Origin of the sequence: Phenylobacterium sp. (assembly GCF_037138395.1) — a bacterium.
GTDB lineage: Bacteria > Pseudomonadota > Alphaproteobacteria > Caulobacterales > Caulobacteraceae > Phenylobacterium.
In genome coordinates this window covers 1-5,527 of record NZ_JBAXIM010000159.1, presented here as the reverse complement: position 1 = coordinate 5,527, position 5,527 = coordinate 1, and the positions used below count along the sequence as shown (strand labels likewise).

At 70.3% G+C, this 5,527-nt stretch carries 7 protein-coding genes; 2 read left to right on the top strand and 5 right to left on the bottom strand.

Annotation, left to right across the window (positions count from 1 at the left end; translation table 11 throughout):
* Positions 1-204 precede the first annotated feature (204 nt).
* Positions 205-909 carry an orotidine-5'-phosphate decarboxylase gene (gene pyrF / locus WCJ52_RS11200; protein WP_336903391.1) on the bottom strand — a complete coding sequence of 235 codons (705 nt, stop codon included), beginning with the start codon at positions 907-909 and terminating at the stop codon, positions 205-207.
* A 51-nt stretch (positions 910-960) separates the two neighbouring features.
* On the opposite strand from pyrF, the gene WCJ52_RS11195 reads away from it, so the two are divergent.
* Positions 961-1,650, top strand: a complete 690-nt coding sequence (locus tag WCJ52_RS11195; protein ID WP_336903390.1) for a MarC family protein — start codon at positions 961-963, stop codon at positions 1,648-1,650.
* Positions 1,651-1,655: 5 nt separating this feature from the next.
* Here the strand turns inward: WCJ52_RS11195 and WCJ52_RS11190 are convergent, their stop codons facing one another.
* Together WCJ52_RS11190 and WCJ52_RS11185 are read right to left on the bottom strand one after the other, a co-directional pair.
* Positions 1,656-2,456, bottom strand: a complete 801-nt coding sequence (locus WCJ52_RS11190; protein ID WP_336903389.1) for an SDR family oxidoreductase — start codon at positions 2,454-2,456, stop codon at positions 1,656-1,658.
* A 49-nt stretch (positions 2,457-2,505) separates the two neighbouring features.
* Positions 2,506-3,270 (bottom strand): class I SAM-dependent methyltransferase, encoded by a 765-nt coding sequence (locus WCJ52_RS11185; RefSeq protein WP_336903388.1) that lies wholly within the window; start codon positions 3,268-3,270, stop codon positions 2,506-2,508.
* A 75-nt stretch (positions 3,271-3,345) separates the two neighbouring features.
* Between WCJ52_RS11185 and gloB the strand changes: the two genes are divergently transcribed.
* Positions 3,346-4,092: a hydroxyacylglutathione hydrolase gene (gene gloB / locus WCJ52_RS11180; protein ID WP_336903387.1), complete on the top strand. Its 747-nt coding sequence runs from the start codon at positions 3,346-3,348 to the stop codon at positions 4,090-4,092.
* Here gloB and WCJ52_RS11175 read toward each other — a convergent pair.
* Both WCJ52_RS11175 and phbB read right to left on the bottom strand, forming a co-directional pair.
* Positions 4,089-4,808, bottom strand: coding sequence for a DUF4908 domain-containing protein (locus WCJ52_RS11175; protein WP_336903392.1), 720 nt, complete (start codon positions 4,806-4,808; stop codon positions 4,089-4,091). The two genes, gloB and WCJ52_RS11175, sit on opposite strands and share 4 nt — an antisense overlap.
* A 144-nt stretch (positions 4,809-4,952) precedes the next feature.
* On the bottom strand, positions 4,953-5,527 hold a 575-nt coding region (phbB, locus tag WCJ52_RS11170), incomplete at its 5' end, for an acetoacetyl-CoA reductase (RefSeq protein ID WP_336903386.1).

Here is a 5,527-nt window from a genome sequence, read left to right as displayed (position 1 = left end):
GCGAAGCCGACTGAGGGGGTCAACGGCACCTCAGCTGCCCCCTCCGTCCCGGGGCGTTGCCCCGTGCCACCTCCCCCTTGGGGGCGGAATTGGAGCCCTCTAATTGCTCCCCATCAGGGGGAGCTCCGGGCGAAGCCCGGTGAGGGGGTCAACGGCATCGCCGCAGTTCCCTCTCCATCGGCACCCGTCCGCTCAGGCCTAGACCTAGGCCGGAACCGCCGCCATCTCGGCGATCACCTTCAGGGCCGCCTCGGCCGGGTCGTTCGCCGCCGAGATCGGCCGGCCGCATACCAGGTGCGAGGCGCCGGCCCGCAGGGCCTCGGCCGGGGTCGCGGCGCGGACCTGGTCGTTCTTGGCCGCCCATTCGGGTCGCACGCCCGGCGTCACCACCAGGAAGTCCTTGCCGCCGATGCTGCGCGCCAGTTCCGCCTCCTGGGGACTGGCCACCACGCCGGCGCAGCCGGCAGCCATGGCCTGGTGGATCCGGCGCTGGACGAGGCTGCGGGCACCGGAGCTATAGCCGATCGCCCTGAGGTCCTCGTCCGACAGGCTGGTCAGGACCGTGACGGCCAGGACCTTCAGGCCCGAGTTTCCCACCCCGCGGACCGCCGCCGCCATCACCTGGGGCTCGGCGTGCACGGTCAGCAGGTCGCAGCCAGAGTCGGCGAGGGCCGCCGCTGCGCGTTCGACCGTGGCGCCGATGTCGTGCAGCTTCCAGTCGATGAAAACCTGCTTGCCCTGGGCCTTCAGCTCCCGGGCCAGCTCCATGCCCCCCCGGGCGAACAGCTCCAGCCCGACCTTGTAGAAGCTCACCCGGTCGCCCAGGGTCGCCACCAGGGCGCGCGCCTCCGCCAGCCCCGGCTGGTCCAGGGGAACGATCAGTCTGGGGTCTGCTTCGGGCGTCGTCATCCTGCGGTCTCCGGGGTCGGCGGGGTCGGCGAATTGGAGTATGAGCCTCCCATGATCCCCGACAATTTCGCCGTCAACTTCTTCATCGCCCTGTTCGCCCTGATCGATCCGGTGGGCAATGTGCCCCTGTTCGCCGCGGCGACCCGAGGGGTCAAGAACAGCACGGCGCGGCTGATCGCGGTCTTTGTGGCCCTGTTTGTCATGGGCTTCTTGGTCTTCTTCTACTTTACGGGCCTTAGCCTGCTGGCCTTCTTCGGTATCTCTCTGCCCGCCTTCCGGATCGCCGGAGGCATCCTGCTCCTGCTCCTCGGCCTCGACATGACGCGGAACGACTTCACCGCCACAATGGCACCCAAGGGCGAGGAGGCCCTGGAGGGTGGCCAGACCGCCCAGGCCCGCAAGCGGTTCGAGGCCATGATCGTGCCCTTCGCCATGCCCCTGCTGATCGGGCCTGGCGCCATCTCCACGGTGATCATCTACGCCAGTGAGGCCCGGGATTACGGCATGGTCGGCGTGTTTACCGGGGTCGGCGTGATCGCCCTGGTCGCCCTTTCGACCATGCTGTCCTTCTGGGCGACCCCGATCATCTCGCGCCTGCTGGGACGGATCGGCCTGGCCATCGTGGTCCGGGTCCTGGGGCTGATCCTGTGCGCCATGGCGGTCCAGTTCATCCTCTCGGGAATCGCAGACTCCACCCACGGCCTCATCCTCGACGCGGCCTCCAAGCCCTACCAGTCCTGAGGCCGTCAGGTCTTCCGGAACCGGCCACCCTGGGACTCCATCAGGGCCAGGGCCCAGTCTTCCGGCATGAGCCTGGCGAGGGCGGCGATGGTCTTGTTCGGTGCGCCGGGCACACAGACCGGACGGTTGGCCTCCAGGGCCTCAAGACCGGCCTCCGCCACTTCGTCGGCGCCCATCCACAGCCAGTCCGGCGTCGACTTCCGGGTCGTCTCGCGGGTGCCGTTCACGTCGTGGAATTCCGACCAGGTGAACCCCGGGCACAGGGCGCTGACCTGGACCCCTGAGCCGGTAGTCTCCAGGTGAAGGCTCTGCGAGAAGCGGATCAGGTAGGCCTTGGTCGCTGCATAGAGGGTGTGCCCGCGGGCGCCCGGCAGGAGGCCCGCCAGGGAGGCGACGTTCAGGATCCGCCCGAAGCGCCGCTCGGTCATGCCGGGCAGCAGCCGATGGGTGAGTTCGGTGGGGGCGTGCAGCATCACCTGCAGGAAGTCGGCCTGTTCCTGCCAGCCGGTCTCCACGAAGACGCCGGGCAGGCCGTAGCCGGCATTGTTCACCAGGACGTCAATGTCGCGCCCGGCCACCTCAACGGCGGCCAGCAGGCGCGCCGGGGCGGCCGGGTCCGCCAGGTCCTCGGGGATGACCAGGGATGCGGCACCGAACCTCAGGCGCAGTTCATCGGCCAGGGCGTCCAGGCGTTCCTGCCGCCGCGCCGTGAGGGCGAGGTCATAGCCACGGGCGGCCAGGCTTCGGGCGAGGGCGGCGCCGATCCCGGCGGAGGCGCCGGTCACCAGGGCGAGTCGTCGGTGCATGCCGTCTCCTGTCAGCTTGCCCTCAGGGTGGCGAAGCCCAGCCGTAGGTTCAAGCCCCAAGCTCGGGGGAAACGCCCCCTCGCCCCGCGGGCTGGGGGCGCGCCCCTGCGGCCGCCTCCGCCCGGACCCGGAGGCGGACCTTGGCCGTGACCGGCCGAGGCTGCAGGGCGAGGGTCTGCTTGACCGCCTCCATGAGGATCAGGCCCGAGGCCGGTCGCCAGAGCCGCGAGCCGACCAGCTCGAAACCCTCCGCCCACCCGGCCAACCCGGGGATGGGGGGGACATAGAGGGCTCGGGTCCAGCCGGTGGGCGCCAGCCCCGCATCCTCGAGTCGCCGGGCCAGCTGCCGGCGGCTATAGGGCCTGCCATGCCCAAAGGGTGTCGACTCGAACGGCGCCCAGGGCCCGTTCCGGGCGGCGGCCACGGCGATCAGGCGCCCGGCGGGGGCAAGCACCCGCACAGCCTCGCGCAGGAGGGCCTCCGGGTCCAGGCTCTCCTCCAGGGCGTGCACCATAAGGATCCGGTCGAAGCGGGCGTTGGGGAAGGGTAGGGCGTCCTCCGCCGTCAGGACCGCACGGTTTCTACGCCCGGGGGGCCAGGCGTCCGCGCCCTGCCCAGTGGGCATGGCCGCCACCGCCCGCCCGGCGTCCTTGGACAGGGCCTCTAGGTAGGGCGCTGCGTACCCCGCGCCCAGCATCTCCAGGTCCCGGGTCTCGCCCCAGGTCTCACGGATCTTGCGTGTCGCCATATCCCGGGCCGCCTGGCCCAGGGGCGAGGCGTAGAAGGCCGCCAGATCAGAGATGTCTTGCCGCATGCCTCAGATTTAGGCCTAGTCGCGCCCAACCGCGAGCCCCGGAAAGTCCGGAAGGCGCGCCGGAGGAAGGACGCCATGACCCTGACCGTTCACCAGTTCCCCTGCCTGTCCGACAATTACGGCTATCTGATCCGCGACGAGGCTTCGGGCCGGACCGCCTGCATCGACACGCCGGACGCTACCGCCGTCCTGGCCGAGCTGGGTCGGCTGGGCTGGAAGCTGGACCTTATCCTGAATACCCACTGGCACGCCGACCACGCCGGCGGGAACGCCGAGGTCAAGGCCGCCACCGGCTGCGAGCTTCTGGGTCCTGCCGAGGTTTCAGGGCGGTTCCCTGTCGACCGTGTCCTGTCTCCCGGCGAGACGGTGAGCCTGGGCGGGACGGTGTTCGAGGTCCTGGAGTCTGGCGGCCACACCCTGGGCCACATCGCCTTTCACGCACCGGAGGCGGGCGTCGCCTTCGTGGGCGACACCCTCTTCGCCTTGGGCTGCGGACGGATGTTCGAGGGCTCGCCCGCACAAATGTGGTCCAGCCTGCAGCGCCTGGCGGCCCTGCCCGACGCGACCCGCGTCTACTGCGCGCATGAGTACACGGCCTCGAACGCCCGGTTCGCCCTGTCGGTGGATCCGGATCCGGCTGTGCGCGCCCGGGCCGACGCCGTCTTCGCCGCCCGCGAGCGGGGTGAGCCCACCGTGCCCAGCACCATAGGCGAGGAGAAGGCCACCAATCCCTTCCTGCGCGCGCCGCACCTGCGGCCAGGGCTGCCCCCGCATGACGCCTTTGCGGCCCTGCGCGCCGAGAAGGACAGCTTCCGGGGCTAGCGGATCCCCGCCGCCGCCAGGATGCGGTCGGAGGAGGGGCGGCCTGACAGGCCCTGCCCGGGCGCCACGGTGATCTCGATCACGCCCCGCCGGAGCTCGGCCCGGGCCTGGCGGCCCTCGACCAGCCGCACTCGCTTCACCGTCATCAGGATTTCCCGGCCGTCCTGCAGCCGGGTCAGGCGGAGGATGGCCTCTGCGGCGACCATGGCCGCGTCCGCTGTCAGGGCCGAGGAGGCCGGCGAGGCGTCGGCCTCGAAGGGGATAAGCCGCTGGGCGGCCCGGGTCGCCCGGGTGCTGGCCTGGGCCAGGCGCTCCAGCAGCTGCTGTGGCCCCAGGGGTGTCATGCGCAGGGTCTGGCCGGCGCCGGAAAGGGCGACCAGCAGGCCTTCGGGCCGGTCAAATGTGAAGACGGTCAACCCGCCGGTCCGGTTTGCCCTCAGGATCGGCTCGCCCAGGTCGTTTAGATAGAGGATGTCCCCTCGCGGCGCGGGCTGGGCCCTGAGCACCCAGACCTCGGGGCTGCGATCGAACTTCATCAGGGGTACGGGCTGGCTGCGGTCGAAGGTGAAGCGTACCCCCGTCTCGCTGATATAGCGGGCCACCACCGGCGCGCCTGGCGGTCCGGCCTGGACGCCGCCAGGGCTGAACAGGACGCTGCGCCCGACGGTCACGGACTGGGCGCTGGCCGACGCCGCGCAGGCCGCCGACAGGGCCACCAGCAACAGGAGTCTCAGCCGCGTCCGCCTGTCTGGAAATTGGGATTTGTCCATCAGCACCGGTTAGTGCACGGCGACTGGGGCGGATTTTGGACGCTGCGACGCCCCCGCCCCCTGAATACGCCACTCATACCGGTCCTGTCCTCAGCCGGCCATGTACTGGCCGCCGTTGAGCGACAGGGTCGAGCCGGTGACGAAGCCAGCGTGCTCGCCCGTCAGGAAGGCCACCATGTCGGCGATCTCCTCGCCCCGGCCAAGCCGTCCCACGGGGATCTGGGCGATGATCGAGGCCAGCACGGCCTCGGGCACGGCCTGCACCATCTCGGTGTCGATATAGCCCGGGCAGATGCAGTTCACCGTCACGCCCTTGCGCGCATTCTCAAGCGCCAGGGCCTTGGTGAAGCCGATCATCCCGGCCTTGGCCGCGGCGTAGTTGGTTTGGCCCGCCTGGCCCTTCTGGCCATTGATCGACGAGATGTTGACGATCCGGCCCCACTCGCGTTCCCGCATCCCCCCGATGACCTGGCGGGTCATGTTGAAGACCGAGTCCATGTTCACCCGGATCACGTCCGACCACTGTGTTGGCGACATCTTGTGGAAGGCCCCGTCGCGGGTGATGCCGGCGTTGTTCACCAGGACGTCCACGGGCCCCAGCTCGGCCTCCACCGCGCGCACCGCGCGGTCGCAGTCCTCGAAGGCGCCCACATTGCCCTTTACCA